Below are 19,672 nucleotides of genomic sequence, written 5' to 3' on the forward strand. Positions count from 1 at the left end.
TTTTCTGGTAAGCTCAACAAGGTCAGTATGGTACTGACGCCGTCGGGCTTTTCAGAAAGAGACAGAGATCATGAGTTTTTCAACCTGGTTTGCATTTATGGTGGCCGCCTGGGTCATCGCGATTTCGCCCGGTTCGGGCGCGGTCTTATCCATGTCGCATGGACTTAATTACGGCGTGAAACGCGCCAGTGTCACGATTCTCGGCTTGCAGGCAGGTTTGCTGCTGATACTGGCCATTGCCGGTGCCGGCGTTGGCTCCCTGCTGATTGCGTCTGCGCTCGCCTTTAATGTCATTAAGGTTGTCGGTGCCTGCTATCTGATTTACCTGGGCTGGTCTCAGTGGCGCTCAGATGCCGGCCCTTCGCTGAATGCGGAAACAGGGCGGGCTGTGCAGATCCCGAGCATTAATCGTCGTTTCATGACAGGTTTCCTGACCAATACCACCAACCCGAAAGGAATTATTTTCATGGTTGCTGTATTGCCGCAGTTTATTTCTCAGTCTGATCCGCTGTTGCCGCAATTGCTGATTCTGGCACTGACGATGTGTACGGTGGATCTGATTGTGATGCACAGTTACGCTGCGGCTGCTTCAGCCATGCAGCGCTTTCTGCGCGATCCTTCATGGCAGCGTCGCCAGAATCAGGTGTTTGGCGGTTTGCTGATGGCAATCGGTGCGGCGCTGTTGTTCGTACGCCGCACTCCGGCAACAGCTGCGGTCAGCTGAGGCTGATACGCTGACGCGCGCACATGGCAAGCAAGTCTTGCCACAGGCAAATCTGATTCAGCAACAACGCTGCCGGATCACGTACAGCTTCCAGTTGCAGCATTTTTTGTAAGCCGTCCGCACTGGCAGGCAGTGATTGCGAGAAGCCGGTGCGGCGGTGTTGCTGATAAAACGCTTTCATCAGCCCCATCGGCGCATCTTTGTGCCAGTACTGCATCAGCCCGCCCACCATCAGTGCTGCATCTGCGGTTTGTTCAGCTGCGCGACTGCTGCGCTTTTGTTCCAGTTCACGGAAACCAATCAGACGCGGGAAGCGGATTTCCTGTATCCAGCTGGCCGGAATGCCACCTTCGCGTTGTATGCGGACACTGAACCATTGCTTCCAGCTTTGTTCTGCTGAACCATCCGGCACAAAATGCGTGTCTGCGGTCACATTGCAGGCCTCTTCCAGACGAATATCAATCACCACCGGCAGACTGGCGAGTTCCGCCGCCGGAGTCAGATCCATAGAAGGTACTTTACCCGGATTGGCTTGCAGAAAGTCGGCAAACTGTTTCAGTAAGTCTTCATGCGCGGCATGCGATGCCAGTGTGTCGTGATAGAAAGCCATGGCTGCCGCGTGGTAAGCCATCAGTTCTCCGACCGGAATCCCGGCTTCATTCTCCGGAATACCGTGCTGCAGGATCGCACTTAATTGTCTGGTTGTGCAGCCGAAACGGACTACACTGCCCGCGCCGAGTTGTTGTGTGCTCATACGGCCTCCGCAAACAGGGAATGAATTTTTTCAGGTGGACGGCAAATCACCGCACGTCCGTCAACGACGACAACCGGACGCTGCATCAGTTTTGGTGCCACTGCCATTGCTGAGAACACTTTGTCTGCATCGGCCAGGCTCAGATTATTTGTTGCAAACTCTTCTTCTGAGGTGCGGACAAATGCGTCCAGTGACTCGCCTGTTTGCTGCCATAAGTGCCGTAACTCATCCTCATTCAGCGGCTGTTTCAGATATTCCACAACGATCAGCTGACGTTGTTGGTTCGAGGCGATCGCTTCTGCCAGCGCCAGTGTTTCGCGCGATTTTGAGCAGCGCGGGTTATGGTAAATCGTGATTGTCATAGCAATTAAAAAGGAAGTTGCAGTCCGCTCAGAACCAGCAGACCGAGAATGGCAAATACAGAGGCTGCGATCCAGCGCACCAGTTTAAACGGAAAATGCGGTGAGACCGTTTTCCCCAGAATCACAGCAGGCACATCCGCAATCAGCATGCCAAGTGTTGTTCCGGCAACCACCGGAAGCAAGTCCTGAAAACGTGCCGCCAGAGCGACGGTTGCGATCTGGGTTTTGTCGCCGATTTCTGCCAGAAAGAAGGTAATGCACGTCAGTAAAAACACGCCATAACGACTTTCGGAGAGGCCGGTGTCTTCCATATCATCTGGTTTCAGTGTCCAAGCGGCAATTGCAAGGAAAGAAATACCCAGTGCAATACGCAACCATTCGGCGGGAATCGCGCCTGCAATGAAATGCCCCAGCCAGCCAGCCAGTGCGTGATTCGCCAGAGTAGCGGCCAGAATGCCAAGAATAATAGGGACAGGTTTTTTAAACCGCGCCGCCAGCAATAAAGCCAGTAACTGCGTTTTGTCGCCGATTTCACCAACGGTGACGGCCATGGCGGAGATCAGAAATGCTTCCATAATGATGAACAGGGGGACGGGGTAAGGTTAACCAGCAGACGAGCATGCATTACCCCATCCCTGGAAGAAATACACGCTCAGTCAGTGGTCTTGCCAAATAACAATTTTGAATGCTTGTTATCCGTTGCACCATGGCATGCTGCCAAGTATGTTGATGCAACGCCCGCAAAGCGGCAGGCTACTCCCCATTGAATGAGAGGCCGAATTATAACGGGAAATGAACACGCCGCATAAAAAATTCGCTTTCCTGTACGACCGCGCAAATCCCGCATGGTGGCGTGCGCTATGAGGCAAACCCTTAGGGAGCGGAGGTGCCGGGCGCATTGCTTTGTTGCGTCGCTTGCACAGGCACCAGCCTGTGCAGCTGCGTGTAGCCTTCCGCAAATATGCGGAAGTCGCTTCACAGGTGGATTGCGGTGCAATCCATTTGTCCTGCTACGCCGCCGCGCACTGCATCCCGGCACCTCGCGTTCGCACTCGTGGCTATTGATGAAATGAGTTCTAATGGTTGCTGTATGCTGAAGGCCTCATTATGCTTGGCATTGATTACATTTTTTTGCGGACCGGCATGGACACCACTTTTTACATGAATCATTTTCTGAGCTTCTGGTCTCCTCAGGAGTTACATGCGAATCTTATTATATTTCTTAATATCGTCGGGGCGATGCTGCTTGGTTTCGTTGTCGGCTATGAGCGTTCCTATCATGGGCGTGCTGCAGGGATGCGGACCTATGGTCTGGTATGTATGGCATCTGCAGCGGTCGTCGTGATCGCCGGATATCCTGATTTCTGGTTTGGTGCCCGCGCTGCAGGTACAGTGATTCCAGACCCTTCGAGAACGATTCAGGGTATTTTGACTGGCATTGGCTTTCTGGGTGCCGGGGTTATCATGAAAGAGGGCTTCACGATCAGCGGGTTGACAACGGCTGCTTCGGTTTGGGCCTCATCGGCGATTGGTATTCTGGTCGGCATCGGATTTTATGCAGCGGCTATTTTGCTGGCGGGGCTCAGCGCAGCTTGTATGGTGTGGGTGCACAAACTGGAAACGTGGCTTCCTTCCCAGGCTGCTATCGCTGTGATGCTCCGGTTTGCTAAAGACTTTCAGCCTGAGGAGCGGGCATTGCATGCGCTGGCACAGCAGCGTGGATATCAGGTCGCAGGCAATACCCTGTCGGTCAGTATGCAGGATGGTAAGATTGAATGGAGATTTGTAGCGGTTGCTGCAGATCGTCACAGCGCAATGCCGGTCAGCAAGCTTGCGGACGAATTCCGATGTTTTAACGGGGTTGAATCTTTTCAACTCAATCACGCAAAAAACTGATATAGTCTCGCCTTTCACAGCTAGGCTGATCCGTCAGCCCTCTGGTTTTAAGCGTCAAAGTCTACACTTAGCGCTTCGGTGAAAAAGTTCTTGACAAACCCTGAAATGATCTCTACAATTCGGGGCTCTTCTGCGGAGAGGTGGCCGAGTGGTTAATGGCAGCAGACTGTAAATCTGCCCTCTTTGAGTACGCTGGTTCGAATCCAGCCCTCTCCACCAGAATAAAGAATTTGCGGCTGAAGTGGTAGCCCCTGCGGGTGTAGCTCAATGGTAGAGCTGAAGCCTTCCAAGCTTAAGACGAGGGTTCGATTCCCTTCACCCGCTCCAGTATTTACATGGTCAACATGCTGCCCTTGTAGCTCAGTGGTAGAGCACTCCCTTGGTAAGGGAGAGGCCACGTGTTCAATCCACGTCAAGGGCACCATAAAACTGGTGTTATCTAGTCTGAAAACGTCGGGCGCGTCCTGAGTATTCTCGTAAAAATCGTTAGGAGTCCAAAATGGCAAAAGGTAAGTTTGAACGTACCAAGCCGCACGTGAACGTCGGTACAATTGGTCACGTTGACCACGGTAAAACTACTCTGACAGCAGCGATCGCAACTGTTCTGTCCGCAAAATTCGGCGGCGAAGCAAAGAAATACGACGAGATCGATGCCGCTCCTGAAGAAAAAGCACGTGGTATTACCATTAACACTGCTCACGTAGAATACGAAACAGCAAACCGCCACTATGCGCACGTTGACTGCCCAGGCCATGCTGACTACGTTAAAAACATGATTACCGGTGCGGCGCAGATGGACGGCGCGATCCTGGTTTGCTCCGCAGCAGACGGTCCTATGCCGCAAACACGTGAGCATATCCTGCTGGCACGTCAGGTTGGCGTTCCATACATCATCGTATTCCTGAACAAATGCGACATGGTGGATGATGAAGAGCTGCTGGAACTGGTTGAAATGGAAGTTCGTGAGTTGTTGTCTAAATACGAATTCCCAGGCGACGATCTGCCGATCGTTCGTGGTTCCGCTAAACTGGCGCTGGAAGGCGACAAAGGCGCGCTGGGTGAAGAAGCAATCATCAAGCTGGCTGAGGCACTGGATTCTTACATCCCTACACCAGAACGCGCAATCGACGGCACATTCTTGATGCCAGTTGAAGACGTATTCTCCATCTCTGGTCGTGGTACTGTTGTTACCGGTCGTGTTGAGCGCGGTAGCATCAAAGTCGGCGAAGAGATCGAAATTGTTGGTATCAAAGACACAGTAAAAACAACTTGCACAGGCGTTGAAATGTTCCGCAAACTGCTGGACCAAGGTCAAGCTGGTGACAACGTTGGTGTTCTGCTGCGTGGTACTAAGCGTGAAGACGTTGAGCGTGGTCAGGTTCTGGCTAAACCAGGTTCTATCAAACCACACAGCAACTTCACAGGCGAAATCTACGTTCTGTCGAAAGATGAAGGCGGTCGTCACACACCATTCTTCAACAACTACCGTCCACAGTTCTACTTCCGTACAACTGACGTGACTGGTGCGATCGAGCTGCCAAAAGACAAAGAAATGGTGATGCCAGGTGATAACGTTTCCATCACAGTGAAACTGATCTCCCCAATCGCTATGGAAGAAGGTCTGCGTTTCGCGATCCGTGAAGGCGGTCGTACCGTTGGTGCGGGCGTTGTAGCGAAAATTATCGAGTAATATCGGTTATAATGTGGCGATCTGTTCTGATCGCCACATCAAGTCAAGTTGTTTCTCAGGTACAGGGGTGTAGCTCAATTGGCAGAGCGACGGTCTCCAAAACCGTAGGCTGGGGGTTCGATTCCCTCCGCCCCTGCCACCGTCTAGCCTGCGGCGCATCGAAAGTTTAAACAGTATGTCTAGTCAATCCGTTGAAACGGTAAGCACCTCCAATGACAAAGTAAAAGTCATTCTGGCGGTTGTTGCTGTTGTTGCTGGTATCGTTGGATTTTATCTGCTGGCAGGTCAGTCAGGCTGGATTCGTGCGGCTGCACTGGTTGCAGGTTTGATTGTCGGTGGCGGTCTGATCGCAATCTCTGATCTTGGTGCAGGTATCATTGAGTTTGGTAAAGAATCTGTACGCGAAACCAAGAAAGTTGTCTGGCCTTCACGTAAGGAAGCTGGGCAAATAACTGCAGTGGTTTTCGGGTTTGTGTTGATTATGGCAATTTTTCTCTGGGGAACAGATAAGATCCTGGAGTTTTTGTTGTATGACGTAATCCTCGGATGGAAAAAATAATGAGCGAAAACATTCAGGAAAACGAACAAGGTGCAGCGCCTGAGGTGTCTGTGCCTAAAAGCGCAAAAAAATGGTACGCCGTTCACGCTTACTCCGGCATGGAAAAAAGCGTTCAGCGAGCTTTGACTGAGCGTATTGAACGTGCCGAAATGCAGGATAAATTTGGTCGTATTCTGGTTCCCACTGAAGAAGTAATTGAAGTTCGTAACGGACGTAAAGCGGTTACTGAACGAAGACTGTTCCCTAGTTATGTATTCGTTGAAATGGAAATGACAGACGATACATGGCATTTGGTGAAGAACACGAGCAAAGTAACAGGATTCATCGGTGGTAAAGCAAACAAGCCTTCGCCGATTCCAATGCATGAAGTTGATAAGATTTTGCAGCAAATGCAAGATGGTGTTGAGAAGCCAAGGCCAAAAGTACTGTACGAAGTTGGTGAGATTGTTCGAATTAAAGAAGGTCCATTCACTGATTTCAACGGCATGATCGAGGAAGTGAACTACGAAAAATCAAAAATTCGGGTCACTGTTACGATTTTCGGTCGTGCAACACCAGTTGAGCTTGAGTTTGCTCAGGTAGAAAAAGTTTGATTAAGGTCAGTCAGTGCCTGGCGTAAGCCAAAACTGACAATCGCGAGGAGCCCGTCTTTTAAATATCAAAAGAAGGGCGTTATTACTCAATTTAAGAGGAGCCAACATGGCAAAGAAAATTATTGGCTTTATCAAGCTGCAAGTGCCAGCAGGTAAAGCAAACCCATCCCCTCCAATCGGTCCAGCTCTGGGTCAACGTGGTTTGAATATCATGGAGTTCTGTAAAGCATTCAATGCACAGACTCAAGGTATGGAACCAGGTATGCCGATTCCAGTTGTGATCACCGCATTTGCAGACAAGTCTTTCACATTCGTGATGAAGACGCCTCCTGCAACATACATGATCAAAAAAGCTGCTGGTATTACTAAAGGTTCTCCTAAGCCGCATACTGATAAAGTAGGTAAGATCACACGTGCGCAAGCTGAAGAAATCGCAAAAGTAAAAGCAAAAGATCTGACTGCAGCTGATATGGAAGCGGCTATCCGTACTATCGCTGGTTCTGCCCGTTCTATGGGTATCACGGTGGAGGGACTGTAATGGCTAAGTTGACTAAAAAAGCAAAAGCGCTGGCAGGTAAAATTGATCGTACTAAAGCATATGCTTTCGACGACGCTGTTGCTCTGATTAAAGAGTGCGCAACTGCAAAATTCAATGAATCTATCGACGTTGCTGTCCAACTGGGCGTAGATCCTAAGAAATCTGACCAGGTTGTTCGTGGTGCGGTTGTTCTGCCAGCTGGTACAGGTAAATCTGTTCGCGTTGCTGTATTTGCACAAGGTGCAAAAGCAGAAGAAGCGAAAGCAGCTGGTGCAGATATCGTTGGTATGGAAGATCTGGCAGAGCGCGTTAAAGCTGGCGATATGCCGTTTGACGTTGTGATTGCTGCTCCTGATACTATGCGTATCGTTGGTACACTGGGCCAAGTTCTGGGTCCACGTGGTCTGATGCCTAATCCAAAAGTTGGTACAGTAACACCGGACGTTGCTACTGCAGTTAAAAATGCAAAAGCTGGTCAGGTTCAGTACCGTACTGATAAAGCGGGTATCATTCACTCCACTATCGGTCGTAAATCGTTCAACGATGCAGACCTGAAGGCAAATCTGGTTGCTCTGATCGATGCTCTGAACAAAGCTAAACCTGCGTCTTCTAAAGGTGTGTACCTGCGTAAAGTCTCCCTGTCTTCTACGATGGGTGCAGGCGTACGTGTGGATCACGCTAGCCTGGCGTAATAAAGAATCAAGTCCTGATCTGAAAAGATCAGGCGCATCTTTGGGCTGAATGCCGTCAGGGCATTCAGAGTGTCAAAGACCGTTGGGCTGAATTGCTAAAGATTCAGTTAAACCTCTGGTGGTTAACAGAAACCCAACGCAGATGGTGTACCCGAACAAGTTTTGTAGTGATTACTGGTTCCCCAGTGAAACTCCTAACTTCGGACGCCGTGTTCGAAACGATAGGCGAGCTCTGTAGCATCCTGCTGCATGGTTCAAATATCATTAATGGAGGTTGACCGTGAGTCTCAATCTGAATGACAAAAAGGCCGTCGTCGCTGAAGTCTCTGCAAAAGTAGCAACTGCACAGACTATCGTCGTGGCTGAATATCGTGGCATCCAGGTCGGTCATTTGACGCAACTGCGTGCTAACGCACGTGCTCAGGGCGTTTACATGCGCGTGTTGAAAAACACACTCGCACGTCGTGCTGTTGAGGGTACTGCATTCGAAAGCCTCGCTTCTGAAATGACCGGTCCGCTGATCTATGCGATCTCGGATGATGCTGTTGCTGCAGCGAAAGTCGTTAACGACTTTGCAAAAAGCAATGACAAACTGGTTGTTAAAGCAGGTAACTATGCAGGCAAATCGCTGGATAAAGCTGGTGTTGTTGCACTGGCAAGTATCCCAAGCCGCGAAGTACTGTTGGCGCAAGTTGTGGGCATGATGCAGGCACCTGTATCTGCATTTGCACGCGCTCTGGCAGCTGTGGCAGCGAAGAAAGAAGCAGAAGCTGCTTAATTGCAGTTTTTGTTTTCGTCAAATACCGTATCAATGTAATTAATTAATTGGAGTTTCAAATGGCAATTAGCAAAGACGATATCCTGGAAGCCGTAGGCGCGATGTCCGTAATGGACCTGAACGACCTGGTAAAAGCTTTCGAAGAAAAATTCGGCGTTTCCGCAGCAGCAGTTGCAGCTGGTCCTGCAGCAGCTGGTCCTGCAGCAGCAGCTGAAGAACAAACAGAATTCACAGTAATTCTGTCTGAAGCTGGCTCCAACAAAGTTGGCGTTATTAAAGCAGTTCGCGAAATCACTGGTCTGGGCTTGAAAGAAGCTAAAGATCTGGTTGACGGCGCACCTAAAGCAGTTAAAGAAGGCATCGCTAAAGCTGACGCTGAAGCTGCTAAGAAAAAACTGGAAGATGCTGGCGCGAAAGCAGAGCTCAAGTAATTCCGTTTTACGGCAGATCTGCGGATCTGCCTGTGTCGAAGCAGGAATCCTCTTGAAAGAGAGGGTTCCTCTTTGGCATCTTTGGCGTTTGTATTGTTTTGTTTGAACCATTAAATTCTGATAAGCCCGAAGGGCTGAGACTTGAGGTTTTTTGTCGCTGCAAGACACAAGGCGTCAGGAATCCTGAATTCTCCATCCTTCCTTGTCACTCACGGAGTGTCCATGCACTACTCATTTACTGAGAAGAAGCGTATTCGTAAATCGTTTGCGAAACGCGCCAACGTTCACAACGTACCGTTCCTGCTGGCGACTCAAATCGAGTCCTACAAAAATTTTCTGCAAGAAGACAGAGCTTTTGCAGAAAGAAGAAATGAAGGCCTGCAGTCGGCCTTTACATCGATTTTCCCTATCGTTTCTCACAACGGCTTTGCCCGTCTGGAGTTCTTGTCCTATGTTCTGGGCGATCCTGCATTTGACGTGAAAGAATGTCAGTTGCGTGGTCTGACTTTTGCTGCACCATTGCGTGCAAAAGTACGTCTGGTCATTCTGGATAAGGAATCGCCGACCAAGCCAGTGATTAAAGAAATGAAAGAGCAGGAAGTCTACATGGGCGAATTGCCTTTGATGACGACTACCGGCTCGTTTGTGATCAACGGTACAGAGCGCGTTATTGTTTCCCAGTTGCACCGTTCTCCGGGCGTGTTCTTTGAGCACGATCGCGGTAAAACGCACTCCTCTGGCAAACTGTTGTTCTCTGCGCGTATTATTCCTTACCGTGGTTCTTGGCTGGACTTCGAGTTTGACCCGAAGGATATCCTGTATTTCCGTATTGACCGTCGTCGTAAGATGCCGGTGACAATTTTGCTCCGTGCTATTGGCATGAACAATGAGCAAATTCTTGCGAACTTCTTCAACTTCGATAATTTCAGTCTGCACAGCGAAGGCGCAGAAATGGAATTTGTTGCTGAACGTCTGCGCGGTGAAGTTGCCCGTTTTGACATCGCGGATAAAGCTGGTAAGGTCATTGTTGCCAAAGATAAACGTATCAATGCAAAGCATGTACGTGAAATCGAAGCTGGTGGCGTGAAGCATATTTCTGTACCGGAAGAGTATTTGCTCGGTCGTGTACTGGCAAAAAACATCATTGATCCGGATACAGGTGAAGTTGTTGCAAGTGCAAACGATGAGCTGACAGAGGAATTGCTGAGTACACTGCGCCGCGCTGGCATTCGTGATATTCAGACTCTGTACACAAATGATCTGGACCAGGGTGCTTACATTTCCCAGACACTGCGTATGGACGATACTGCGGATCAAACTGCAGCGCGTGTAGCGATCTATCGTATGATGCGTCCTGGCGAACCGCCAACAGAGGAATCTGTTGAAGCGCTGTTCAATGGTCTGTTCTACAGTGAAGACCGTTACGATCTGTCCGCGGTGGGCCGTATGAAGTTCAACCGCCGTATTGGTCGTGATGAACTGACAGGTGCGATGACACTGTCAAACGAAGATATTCTGGCTGTGATCAAAATCCTGGTTGAGCTGCGCAATGGCCGTGGCGAAGTCGATGATATCGACCATCTGGGTAACCGTCGTGTACGTTGCGTTGGTGAGCTGGCTGAGAATCAATTCCGCGCCGGTCTGGTACGTGTTGAACGTGCAGTCAAAGAGCGTCTGGGTCAGGCTGAGTCCGATAACCTGATGCCGCACGATCTGATCAATTCCAAACCGATTTCTGCTGCTATCCGTGAATTCTTCGGTTCTTCGCAGTTGTCACAGTTTATGGATCAGACTAACCCATTGTCTGAAATTACCCATAAACGTCGTATTTCTGCGCTGGGTCCTGGTGGTCTGACACGTGAACGTGCCGGCTTCGAAGTACGTGACGTTCATCCGACTCACTACGGTCGCGTATGTCCGATTGAAACACCAGAGGGTCCGAACATTGGTCTGATCAACTCGCTGGCGTTGTATTCCCGTCTGAACGAATACGGATTCCTCGAAACGCCTTATCGTAAGGTGATCGACAAGAAGATTACCAATCAGATCGAATACCTGTCTGCGATTGAAGAAGGTCGTTATGTGATCGCTCAGGCGAATGCGACTATCGATGCGCAAGGTACGCTGATTGACGAACTGGTTTCCTCCCGTCAGGCAGGGGAAACAATTCTGGTTTCTCCGGAACGTGTTCAGTACATGGACGTTGCTACCGGTCAGGTTGTTTCTGTAGCGGCATCGCTGATTCCTTTCCTTGAGCACGATGACGCGAACCGTGCGTTGATGGGTGCCAACATGCAACGTCAGGCAGTTCCTTGCTTGCGTCCTGAAAAAGCATTCGTCGGTACTGGTATCGAACGTACTGTCGCAGTTGACTCCGGTACAACTGTACAGGCACTGCGCGGCGGTAAAGTTGATTACGTTGATGCTGGCCGTATCGTGATTCGTGTCAACGATGAAGAAGCACAGGCTGGTGAAGTCGGTGTGGACATCTATAACCTGATCAAATACACACGTTCTAACCAGAACACCAATATCAACCAGCGTCCTATCGTGAAAGTCGGCGACGTGGTTGCCAAAGGTGACGTACTGGCTGACGGCGCTTCGACCGATCTGGGCGAACTGGCGCTGGGTCAGAACATGCTGGTCGCGTTTATGCCATGGAATGGTTATAACTTCGAGGATTCGATCCTGATTTCGGAAAAAGTTGTTTCGGATGACCGTTACACTTCTATCCATATCGAAGAATTGTCCGTTGTTGCACGTGATACTAAGCTCGGTCCTGAAGAAATCACCCGTGATATTTCCAACCTGGCTGAAAATCAGCTGGCACGTCTGGATGAATCCGGTATTGTCTACATCGGTGCAGAAGTTTCCGCCGGCGATACACTGGTTGGTAAAGTCACACCAAAAGGTGAAACTCAGCTGACACCGGAAGAAAAACTGTTGCGTGCAATTTTCGGTGAAAAAGCATCTGACGTAAAAGATACATCCCTGCGCGTGCCTTCCGGCATGGTGGGTACCGTTATCGACGTTCAGGTATTTACCCGCGAAGGTATTCAGCGTGATAAACGTGCACAGCAGATTATTGATGACGAACTGAAACGTTACCGTCTGGATCTGAATGACCAGCTGCGTATCGTGGAAGGCGACGCGTTTGAACGTCTGGAGCGTATGCTCGAGAACAAGATTGCTGATGGTGGCCCGAACAAACTGGCTAAAGGCAGCAAAATCACACGCGAATATCTGGCAAGCATTGATAAATACCAGTGGTTTGATATTCGTCTGGCTTCTGATGAAGCAGCGAATGCGCTGGTAGCAATCAAAGATTCAATCGCTGAAAAACGTCACCAGTTCGATCTGGCGTTTGAAGAGAAACGTACCAAACTGACACAGGGCGATGAACTGCCTCCGGGCGTTCAGAAGATGGTTAAAGTTTACCTCGCGGTAAAACGCCGTCTGCAGCCTGGTGACAAAATGGCGGGTCGTCACGGTAATAAGGGTGTGGTTTCCCGTATCGTGCCTATCGAAGATATGCCATACATGGCTGACGGTACGCCGGCAGACATCGTACTGAATCCGCTGGGTGTTCCGTCCCGTATGAACGTGGGTCAGGTTCTGGAAGTGCATCTGGGCTGGGCGGCAAAAGGTCTGGGTCTTCGTATCGGCGAAATGCTGAAAGCGAAATCACAGGCTGACGAACTGCGCGGCTTCCTCGGTAAGATTTATAACGAGTCCGGCAAGAAAGAAGATCTGGAAGGCCTGACTGACGGTGAAGTGCTGGAACTGGCAAACAACCTGAAAAACGGTGTTCCGTTCGCAACACCTGTGTTCGACGGTGCGCATGAATCTGAAATCCGTCGTATGCTGAACCTGGCATACCCTGATCACATTGCTGCCCATCTGGGTATGAATGAGACCAAAAACCAGGTAACACTGTATGATGGTCGTACCGGTGAAGCATTTGAACGTCGCGTAACTGTCGGTTACATGCATGTTCTCAAGCTGCATCACTTAGTTGATGATAAAATGCATGCCCGCTCGACCGGTCCTTACTCTCTGGTCACGCAGCAGCCACTGGGCGGTAAAGCACAGTTCGGTGGTCAGCGTTTCGGTGAGATGGAAGTTTGGGCACTGGAAGCATACGGCGCATCTTATGTATTGCAAGAGATGCTGACCGTGAAGTCAGATGACGTGAATGGCCGTACTAAGGTTTATGAAAACCTGGTAAAAGGTGATCACGTGATCGATGCAGGTATGCCGGAATCGTTCAACGTTCTGGTCAAAGAGATTCGTTCTCTGGGTATCGATATCGATCTGGAACGTGACTGATCAGCGAACTCGCTGTGAGCGCTTGCTTACTGACAAGCGCTCACCAGCCGCTGAAGTAAAAGAATTTGCAGTATCTCAGTAATTGACTATGCCCGAACCTGTTTCGGGCTTTAGTCGTTTAATTATCAGCAGTTTGGAAGTGGCTTTTCGTTCCCGGTATCCGCGGAACCCGCGTGCAGAATGCACCCGGGCTCTCCCGCTGATGCGAACAGGGTCAGCGACGAATGCACACTTGCAGCATCTTCAGCCACCGGGCGCCACAGGCGCTTTAATGGAGTGATATCAATGAAAGCTCTGCTCGATTTATTCAAGCAAGTCCAGCCTAACGAACAGTTCGACGCGATCAAAATTGGTCTGGCGTCGCCGGATAAAATCCGTTCCTGGTCGTATGGTGAGGTCAAAAAGCCGGAAACCATCAATTACCGTACCTTCAAGCCTGAGCGTGACGGTCTGTTCTGCGCCAAAATTTTTGGCCCGATCAAAGACTACGAATGCCTGTGCGGTAAATACAAACGTCTGAAACACCGTGGCGTGATCTGCGAAAAATGCGGCGTTGAAGTGACGCTGGCAAAAGTTCGTCGTGAACGTATGGGCCACATTGAACTGGCTTCCCCAACGGCACACATCTGGTTCCTGAAGTCTCTGCCATCCCGTCTGGGTATGGTTCTGGACATGACACTGCGCGATATCGAGCGCGTTCTGTACTTTGAAGCATACGTTGTGACCGACCCTGGCATGACTCCGCTGAAAAAATGCCAGATCATGTCGGAAGACGATTACGCTGCAAAATACGAAGAATACGGTGATGAATTCACCGCATTCATGGGTGCCGAAGGTATCCGCGAATTGCTGCGCTCTATCGACATCGACCGCGAAGTCGAAGCACTGCGTACTGAGCTGAAAGAATCTAAATCTGAAGCCAAGATCAAAAAATACGCAAAGCGTCTGAAAGTTCTGGAAGCATTCCAGCGTTCCGGCATTAAGCCTGACTGGATGATTATGGAAGTTCTGCCGGTACTGCCGCCGGAACTGCGTCCGCTGGTTCCGCTGGATGGTGGCCGTTTCGCGACTTCCGATCTGAACGATCTGTATCGCCGCGTGATTAACCGTAATAACCGTCTGAAGCGCCTGATGGAACTGCGCGCTCCGGAAATCATTACCCGCAACGAAAAACGTATGCTGCAGGAAGCGGTTGACTCTCTGCTGGATAACGGGCGTCGCGGTAAGGCGATGACAGGCGCGAACAAGCGTCCGCTGAAATCGCTGGCTGAAATGATCAAAGGTAAGGGCGGTCGTTTCCGTCAGAACTTGCTGGGTAAACGTGTTGACTACTCCGGTCGTTCCGTTATTGTGGTTGGTCCTCAGCTGAAACTCCATCAGTGCGGTCTGCCAAAACTGATGGCGCTGGAACTGTTTAAACCATTCATCTTCAATAAACTGGAGCTGATGGGTCTGGCAACGACGATTAAAGCGGCGAAGAAACTGGTTGAGCAACAAGAACCAGTGGTCTGGGATATTCTGGAAGAAGTTATCCGCGAACATCCGATCATGCTGAACCGTGCGCCTACGCTGCACCGTCTGGGTATTCAGGCGTTTGAACCGGTTCTGATCGAAGGTAAAGCGATCCAGCTGCATCCGCTGGTCTGTGCGGCATTCAATGCTGACTTTGACGGTGACCAGATGGCGGTCCACGTTCCTCTGTCTGTCGAAGCACAGATGGAAGCACGTACACTGATGCTGGCGTCGAACAACATTCTGTTCCCTTCCAACGGCGAACCATCCATCGTTCCTTCTCAGGATATCGTTTTGGGTCTGTACTACGCGACCCGTGAACGTATCGCTGGTAAAGGTGAAGGCATGATGTTCCCTGACGTATCCGAAGCGATCCGTGCATGGGAAAACAAAGAAGTTGAGCTGACCACACGTATTACCGTGCGTATCACGGAATATCCGAAAGATGCTGCAACCGGCGAATTCGTTAAAACGATCAAACGTTACGAAACCACCGTTGGCCGTGCCATCCTGTCGGAAATTCTGCCGAAAGGTCTGCCATTCAGCGTACTGAACCGTCCGCTGAAGAAAAAAGAAATCTCCCGTCTGATCGACACTTCTTTCCGTAAGTGCGGTCTGCGTGCAACTGTTGTGTTTGCTGACCAGCTGATGCAATCCGGTTTCCGCCTGGCGACCCGTGCAGGTATCTCTATCTGTATCGACGACATGCTGATTCCGCCGCAAAAAGTGGATCTGGTTGCGAAAGCTGAACAGGAAGTCAAACAGATCGAGCAGCAGTATGCTTCCGGTCTGGTGACTGCCGGCGAACGCTACAACAAAGTGGTTGATATCTGGGGTAAAACCGGTGACGAAGTCGGTAAGGCGATGATGGAACAGCTGAAAGTTGAGCCAGTCGTTAAACGTGACGGCACCAACTCCACACAGGAATCCTTCAACTCGATTTACATGATGGCCGACTCCGGTGCGCGTGGTTCTGCAGCACAGATTCGTCAGCTGGCAGGTATGCGTGGTCTGATGGCAAAACCTGATGGCTCCATTATTGAAACACCGATTACCGCGAACTTCCGTGAAGGTCTGAACGTTCTGCAGTACTTTATTTCCACTCACGGTGCGCGTAAAGGTCTGGCAGATACGGCGCTGAAAACAGCGAACTCCGGTTACCTGACACGTCGTCTGGTTGACGTTACACAGGATCTGGTTGTTACCGAAGACGATTGCGGCACAAGCGCTGGTTCTGCGATGAAAGCCATCGTTGAAGGCGGTGAAGTTAACGTTCCGCTGCGCGAACTGATTCTGGGTCGTGTGACTGCAAACGAAGTCGTGAATCCTGAAACTCAGGAAACCCTGTTCCATCCTGGCACACTGCTGGATGAAGCTGCTGTCGAGAAAATCGAAGCAATGGGTATCGACGAAGTGAAAGTCCGTACACCACTGTCCTGCGAAACCCGTTATGGTCTGTGCGCGAAGTGCTATGGCCGTGATCTGGGCCGCGGTTCCCTGGTGAACTCCGGTGAAGCAGTTGGTGTTATCGCTGCGCAGTCGATCGGTGAACCGGGTACACAGCTGACCATGCGTACGTTCCACATTGGTGGTGCGGCGTCCCGTGCAGCGATTGCATCTTCCGTTGAAGCAAAATCCAACGGTACCGTGCGTTTCACAGCAACTATGCGTTATGTGACGAACGGCAAAGGCGATCAGATCGTGATTTCCCGTTCCGGCGAAGTGCTGATCACTGATGATCTGGGCCGTGAGCGTGAACGTCATAAAGTACCTTACGGTGCGACACTGCTGGTCAAAGACGGTAACGTGATCAAAGCCGGTACACCACTGGCAACATGGGATCCGCTGACACGTCCGATCATCACTGAGTACACCGGTACTGTGAAGTTCGAAAACGTCGAAGAAGGCGTGACCGTTGCGAAACAGGTTGATGAAGTAACAGGTCTGTCCACACTGGTTGTTATCGATCCGAAACGTCGTGGCGCAGCAGGTAAATCTGTACGTCCGCAAGTGAAACTGCTGAACGAATTCGGTCAGGAAGTGAAAATTGCCGGTACAGAACACGCTGTAACGATCGGCTTCCAGGTTGGCGCGCTGATTACCGTGAAAGACGGTCAGCACGTTTCCGTGGGTGAAGTTCTGGCGCGTATCCCGACTGAATCGCAAAAAACCCGTGATATTACCGGTGGTCTCCCACGTGTTGCGGAACTGTTCGAAGCCCGTTCTCCGAAAGATGCCGGTATGCTGGCAGAGGTGACTGGTACGGTTGCGTTTGGTAAAGAAACCAAAGGTAAACAGCGTCTGGAAATCACCGACATGGACGGTCAGAAACACGAGTTCCTGATCACCAAAGATAAACAGGTTCTGGTGCATGACGGCCAGGTGGTGAACAAGGGTGAAATGATTGTGGACGGCCCGGCTGATCCGCAAGACATCCTGCGCCTGCTGGGTATCGAAGCGCTGGCACGTTATATCGTTGACGAAGTGCAGGACGTTTACCGCTTGCAGGGCGTTAAGATCAATGACAAGCACATCGAAGTGATCGTGCGTCAGATGCTGCGTCGTGTGGTTGTTGTGAACCCTGGCGATACTAACTATATCGTTGGTGAACAGGTTGAACGTTCTGAATTGCTGGATGAAAACGATCGCGTTAACAAGATCGACGGTATTCCTGCAACCTATGAAAACATCCTGCTGGGTATTACCAAAGCGTCTCTGTCGACAGATTCCTTCATCTCCGCAGCGTCGTTCCAGGAAACTACCCGTGTTCTGACCGAAGCAGCGATCATGGGCAAAAAAGACGGTCTGCGTGGTCTGAAAGAAAACGTGATCGTTGGTCGTCTGATCCCTGCCGGTACCGGTCTGGCATTCCACCGCGCCCGCAAGCTGAAAGAAGGCTGGGAAGCGGATGAGCGTCAGGCAATGCTGGAAGCTGAACGCACATCAGTGGCTGTTGAAACTGCAGAGTTCGCAGCACCTGATACTGCTGAAGGCGGCGAAGCCTGATCTGGCAGTATGCTGATCTGAAAACGGCACCGGGGAATTCTCCGGTGCCGTTTTTTTATGGATTTTCTGTCGATATCTGAAGTGTTTGTCGATGGTTTTGCGACGTTTTTTTGTCGTTTTTTTTGATGTTTTTGTCTGAAGTGAGAAAAGTGAATAGCGTATCCGTCGCCCGTTTTGCGGCCGGAAACCCTTATTCAAGCAAGCAGGTATGAGCGATACAGAGAATACATATGTCCTGAATGCACAGGCGATTGCCGGCTGGCGCGACGCCTTCGGTGTGTTAGCCGATGTCGAAGTGGTGCAGGAAACCGGTTCCACCAATACCGATCTGATGCAGCGCCTTTCAACGCTGCAGCGCCCGGTTTTGTTGGTGGCTGAACGCCAGACCGCCGGCCGTGGTCGTGCCGGACGCAGCTGGCTATCCGTTCCCGGTGGTGTGCTGACCTTTTCGCTGGCATGGAAACTGCCGCAGTCCGGTGCGCAACTGATGGGCTTGCCGCTGGTGATTGGTCTTGCAGTAGCAGAAACCCTGAAAGCGCTGGCCGTGCCGGCCGGACTGAAATGGCCGAATGACATCTGGCGCGATGGCAAAAAAATGGGGGGTATCCTGGTTGAGTCCGCACCGGCTGCAGGTGGCGGCACATGGATAGTCGGGGGTATCGGTTTAAATCTGCTGGTACCGGAAGCACTGGAAGCGAGCCTCGGGGTACAGGTCGCAGATGCGCCGTGGCTGGCGCAAATGGACAGAAATCAGTTACTCGGCACCTTGCTGAATGCGCTGGCACGCTTGCTGGAACAATTTGCGATCAGCGGTTTTGCACCGTTCGCTGCACGCTGGAATGCGCTGCATGTGTTTGCCGGACACATGGTGCAGATACAGGATCAGGGCAAAGTGCTGCTGGAAGGGCAGGCGCTGGGCGTTGATGAAGAAGGCTATCTGCTGCTGAACACGCCAGCCGGTGTACGCAGGGTGGTCAGTGGCGATGTATCATTGCGCCCGGTCACGGAATAGGAAATCACCATGCTGCTTTTGATTGATGCCGGAAACACCCGCGTGAAATGGGCGCTGCCCGACGAGCAGGCTGTACCGGATACCCGCCTGTCAGCATGGCTGCGCATGGAATCGCTGGCGCATGACGCGCTGGATACGGTGCTTGCCGACTGGCAGACCTTGCCGGTCAGCCGCGTGCTGATCTCGAATGTCGCCGGTGATGTTGTACAGCAAGCGATAGAACAGCGTCTGGCGCAGGCATTTCCGGCGCTCAGTCCGGTGCGCTTTCGTTCAACCGCCTGTGTCGCCGGTATGGAGAATCATTACCGGTTTCCTGAAAAGCTCGGGTCAGACCGCTTTGCCACCGCAATCGGTGCGCGCGCCCTGTATCCGCAACAGGAATTGCTGATCGCTACCTGTGGCACGGCGACCACGGTGGATATTGTCAGCAGCGCCGGTCATTTTGAAGGCGGCATGATTTTGCCCGGACTGAAACTGATGGCGGAATCACTGGCAAAACAAACGGCGCAATTGCCGCAAGTCGCAGAAAGCATACAAGTCAGCCAGCCATTCGCCGATAATACTGATCAGGCCATTGTCAGCGGCTGCATTCATGCGCAAACCGGTGCGATTCTGCAGGCATTGCAGGCGCGCGAACAGCAAACCGGCCAACCGGTGCGCTGCTTGATTTCCGGCGGGGCAGCGCCTTACCTGCTGCCGCATTTGCAGGGCAAAGCAGAAGCAATTCCGTCGCTGGTCTTGACGGGCTTGCGGGTCGTGGCACAATCCCATCCGGAACTCTTTCAACAATAATATT

General features: G+C 51.1%; 16 protein-coding genes, 4 tRNA genes and 1 riboswitch. Of the genes, 17 read left to right on the top strand and 3 right to left on the bottom strand.

Annotated features, from left to right (window positions below; genetic code table 11):
- The first annotated feature begins 70 nt into the window (after positions 1-70).
- Positions 71-724: a LysE family transporter gene (locus KDM89_RS01210; RefSeq protein WP_212686132.1), complete on the top strand. Its 654-nt coding sequence runs from the start codon at positions 71-73 to the stop codon at positions 722-724.
- Here KDM89_RS01210 and KDM89_RS01215 read toward each other — a convergent pair.
- From KDM89_RS01215 to KDM89_RS01225, 3 genes are read right to left on the bottom strand one after another with little or no spacing between them, the layout of a single operon-like run.
- Entirely contained in the window at positions 717-1,478 is a 762-nt protein-coding gene (locus tag KDM89_RS01215; protein WP_212686133.1) for a hypothetical protein, read from the bottom strand. The genes KDM89_RS01210 and KDM89_RS01215 overlap by 8 nt on opposite strands.
- Positions 1,475-1,840 (bottom strand): arsenate reductase family protein, encoded by a 366-nt coding sequence (locus KDM89_RS01220; protein WP_212686134.1) that lies wholly within the window; start codon positions 1,838-1,840, stop codon positions 1,475-1,477. The genes KDM89_RS01215 and KDM89_RS01220 overlap by 4 nt, the downstream gene beginning before the upstream one ends.
- A 5-nt stretch (positions 1,841-1,845) precedes the next feature.
- Positions 1,846-2,415: a TMEM165/GDT1 family protein gene (locus KDM89_RS01225; protein ID WP_212686135.1), complete on the bottom strand. Its 570-nt coding sequence runs from the start codon at positions 2,413-2,415 to the stop codon at positions 1,846-1,848.
- A 95-nt stretch (positions 2,416-2,510) separates the two neighbouring features.
- Positions 2,511-2,614: riboswitch (yybP-ykoY riboswitch) on the bottom strand.
- Between the two features lie 333 nt (positions 2,615-2,947).
- Here KDM89_RS01225 and KDM89_RS01230 point away from each other — a divergent pair.
- The 16 genes from KDM89_RS01230 to KDM89_RS01305 all read left to right on the top strand — a co-directional run bounded on the left by KDM89_RS01230 (position 2,948) and on the right by KDM89_RS01305 (position 19,668).
- Positions 2,948-3,736, top strand: coding sequence for an MgtC/SapB family protein (locus tag KDM89_RS01230; RefSeq protein ID WP_329604595.1), 789 nt, complete (start codon positions 2,948-2,950; stop codon positions 3,734-3,736).
- 134 nt (positions 3,737-3,870) lie between these two features.
- A tRNA-Tyr gene (locus tag KDM89_RS01235) sits at positions 3,871-3,955 on the top strand.
- A gap of 34 nt (positions 3,956-3,989) precedes the next feature.
- Positions 3,990-4,063 (top strand) — tRNA-Gly (locus KDM89_RS01240).
- A 22-nt stretch (positions 4,064-4,085) separates the two neighbouring features.
- Positions 4,086-4,160, top strand: a tRNA-Thr gene (locus KDM89_RS01245).
- Between the two features lie 75 nt (positions 4,161-4,235).
- Positions 4,236-5,426: an elongation factor Tu gene (gene tuf / locus KDM89_RS01250; RefSeq protein WP_212686136.1), complete on the top strand. Its 1,191-nt coding sequence runs from the start codon at positions 4,236-4,238 to the stop codon at positions 5,424-5,426.
- Positions 5,427-5,489: 63 nt separating this feature from the next.
- A tRNA-Trp gene (locus KDM89_RS01255) sits at positions 5,490-5,565 on the top strand.
- A 36-nt stretch (positions 5,566-5,601) separates the two neighbouring features.
- The gene (gene secE, locus KDM89_RS01260; RefSeq protein WP_212686137.1) at positions 5,602-5,985 is read left to right on the top strand and encodes a preprotein translocase subunit SecE; all 384 of its coding nucleotides are present in this window, start codon (positions 5,602-5,604) and stop codon (positions 5,983-5,985) included.
- Positions 5,985-6,578, top strand: coding sequence for a transcription termination/antitermination protein NusG (gene nusG, locus KDM89_RS01265; protein WP_212686138.1), 594 nt, complete (start codon positions 5,985-5,987; stop codon positions 6,576-6,578). The genes secE and nusG overlap by 1 nt, the downstream gene beginning before the upstream one ends.
- Positions 6,579-6,684: 106 nt before the next feature.
- Positions 6,685-7,116, top strand: coding sequence for a 50S ribosomal protein L11 (rplK, locus tag KDM89_RS01270; protein WP_189358979.1), 432 nt, complete (start codon positions 6,685-6,687; stop codon positions 7,114-7,116).
- Positions 7,116-7,808, top strand: coding sequence for a 50S ribosomal protein L1 (gene rplA / locus KDM89_RS01275; protein ID WP_212686139.1), 693 nt, complete (start codon positions 7,116-7,118; stop codon positions 7,806-7,808). The genes rplK and rplA overlap by 1 nt, the downstream gene beginning before the upstream one ends.
- A 280-nt stretch (positions 7,809-8,088) precedes the next feature.
- Complete coding sequence (gene rplJ / locus KDM89_RS01280; RefSeq protein ID WP_212686140.1) at positions 8,089-8,586, top strand: 50S ribosomal protein L10; 498 nt, start codon at positions 8,089-8,091, stop codon at positions 8,584-8,586.
- A 59-nt stretch (positions 8,587-8,645) separates the two neighbouring features.
- Positions 8,646-9,017, top strand: a complete 372-nt coding sequence (rplL, locus tag KDM89_RS01285) for a 50S ribosomal protein L7/L12 (RefSeq protein WP_212686141.1) — start codon at positions 8,646-8,648, stop codon at positions 9,015-9,017.
- A gap of 222 nt (positions 9,018-9,239) precedes the next feature.
- Complete coding sequence (rpoB, locus tag KDM89_RS01290) at positions 9,240-13,346, top strand: DNA-directed RNA polymerase subunit beta (protein ID WP_212686142.1); 4,107 nt, start codon at positions 9,240-9,242, stop codon at positions 13,344-13,346.
- A 285-nt stretch (positions 13,347-13,631) separates the two neighbouring features.
- Positions 13,632-17,864, top strand: coding sequence for a DNA-directed RNA polymerase subunit beta' (gene rpoC / locus KDM89_RS01295; RefSeq protein WP_212686143.1), 4,233 nt, complete (start codon positions 13,632-13,634; stop codon positions 17,862-17,864).
- 208 nt (positions 17,865-18,072) lie between these two features.
- Positions 18,073-18,876 carry a biotin--[acetyl-CoA-carboxylase] ligase gene (locus KDM89_RS01300; RefSeq protein ID WP_212686144.1) on the top strand — a complete coding sequence of 268 codons (804 nt, stop codon included), beginning with the start codon at positions 18,073-18,075 and terminating at the stop codon, positions 18,874-18,876.
- A gap of 9 nt (positions 18,877-18,885) precedes the next feature.
- Complete coding sequence (locus KDM89_RS01305; RefSeq protein WP_212686145.1) at positions 18,886-19,668, top strand: type III pantothenate kinase; 783 nt, start codon at positions 18,886-18,888, stop codon at positions 19,666-19,668.
- Positions 19,669-19,672: the final 4 nt, after the last annotated feature.

Source organism: Cognatundibacterium luofuense, from assembly GCF_018139685.1.
In the GTDB taxonomy this organism is placed as follows: domain Bacteria; phylum Pseudomonadota; class Gammaproteobacteria; order Burkholderiales; family Burkholderiaceae_D; genus Undibacterium; species Undibacterium luofuense.